This is a genomic window from Brevibacterium sp. Mu109, assembly GCF_900169375.1.
GTDB lineage: Bacteria > Actinomycetota > Actinomycetes > Actinomycetales > Brevibacteriaceae > Brevibacterium > Brevibacterium yomogidense_A.
This window is the reverse complement of record NZ_FXZF01000089.1, coordinates 1-1,515: the sequence shown is the minus strand read 5'-3', so window position 1 is coordinate 1,515 and position 1,515 is coordinate 1. Positions and strand designations below refer to the sequence as shown.

The following is a 1,515-nucleotide window of genomic DNA, read 5'->3' as shown; positions in this document are numbered from 1 at the left end:
GATGCGCATGCGGACCTCGTTTCGTTCATCGGAGACGAATGTCGACCGACCCTTGACATTGGAGAGTCAAGGTATCCAATATTGGAGAGTGCAGATATCCATTATGGCAGGGGCGAGCGATGGCGACGACAGCGAACACACCAGAGGCGACTGATCCACCGACCGGCGCAGGCGCGCCGACGAGTTCGCGGCGAGCGGTCCCCGGGCCGGAGAAGCTCACCCACGACTACGACGGCGAGCTCGTCGTCTTCATCATCGGCATGCGGATCCGCCGATGGTGGCGCTTCGACCAGTGGATACCGGTCTTCGCGGCCATGCCGCGGATGCTCGCCGAGCTCTCCGCGGACCCGGACTCGGGAATGCGCGGCTACCGGCTCGGGTTCGGTCCCCGTGGGCCCTGGCCCCGCCCGGTCTGGGATTCGCTCGAGAAGATCTACAGCTACGCCGCCGCCCCCGAATCCGAGCACCGTCCGGCCTGGACGGCGTTCAACAAGCGGGCCCGCTCGGCGCCGAACGCCGTCGGCGTCTGGCATGAGACGTTCCCCGTCGCCGGGGCCGAGTCGATGTACGTCGGCACGCCGCCGTTGGGCCTCGCGAAGGCCGTCGGCACCCGTCCGGTCGGTCCGCGCAGCGCCCGCGCCCGTGACCGGCAGGCGCGTCGCGACCGGTGAGGCGACCGCGCCGCCCTCGCTCACGCTCGGATTCGGGCGGGGAATAACCCCGAAGTGATTCTCGTTGATTGGGTCAAAGGACTTAACTGAGTCACCCTGACTCAACTTTCAAGAGGAGGTCACTTTGGCTAACTTCTTCGGACCTTCCAGCGGCGGCGAGGGCTCGTTCGACGAGTTCCTCGCCCGCTACCTGCAGGGTCAGAACACCCCACGTCAGGGCCGTTCCGTCGACATCAACCGGCTGCTGTCCAAGCGCACCCGGGAGGTCGTCGACGGTGCCGCCGCCCTGTCCCGCGGTCGCGGCCAGGAAGAGGTCGACGCGCTGCACCTGCTGCGCGTCATGGTCGAATCCGAGCACGGCTCGGCGTCGCTGCGTCAGATGGGCGCCGACGCCGAGGCGATCCTGACCGCGATCGACGAACGACTGCCCGAGGCAGCCGAATCACGCACCGGCGACGGTGCGCCCACGCTCACGGGCGCTGCCCAGAAGGCACTGCTCGACGCCTACCAGGTGGCACGTGCTTTCGGATCGACCTACGTTGACCCCGAGCACGTGTTCTTCGCCTTCGTCCTCAACCAGGAGATGCCCGCCGGGCGGATCCTCGCGCAGGCCGGGGTCACCCAGGCCACGCTGCAGGCCGGTGCTCAGGCCGCCGAGGCGAAGCAGAATGCGAACGCCTCCGGTGAGACCGGTGGTGAGGAGTCGATGCTCGAGAAGTTCGGCACCGACCTCACCGCGCTCGCCGCTGAGGGTCGGCTCGACCCGGTCATCGGCCGCGGCGACGAGATCGAGGAGACCATCGAGATCCTCGCTCGCCGGACGAAGAACAACCCCGTTCTCATC

Annotated in this window: 2 protein-coding genes; both read left to right on the top strand. The window is 67.7% G+C overall.

What is annotated here, in order from left to right:
* The first annotated feature begins 119 nt into the window (after positions 1-119).
* Entirely contained in the window at positions 120-671 is a 552-nt protein-coding gene (locus BSP109_RS16545; protein WP_219618586.1) for a DUF4188 domain-containing protein, read from the top strand.
* Positions 672-795: 124 nt separating this feature from the next.
* The coding region (locus BSP109_RS16540) for a Clp protease N-terminal domain-containing protein (protein WP_146001226.1) at positions 796-1,515 on the top strand (720 nt) is incomplete at its 3' end.

What these genes read in the sequence shown, in the direction of transcription:
- BSP109_RS16545 (WP_219618586.1), top strand. Translation starts at nt 120, where the DNA reads ATGGCGACGACAGCGAACACACCAGAGGCGACTGATCCACCGACCGGC.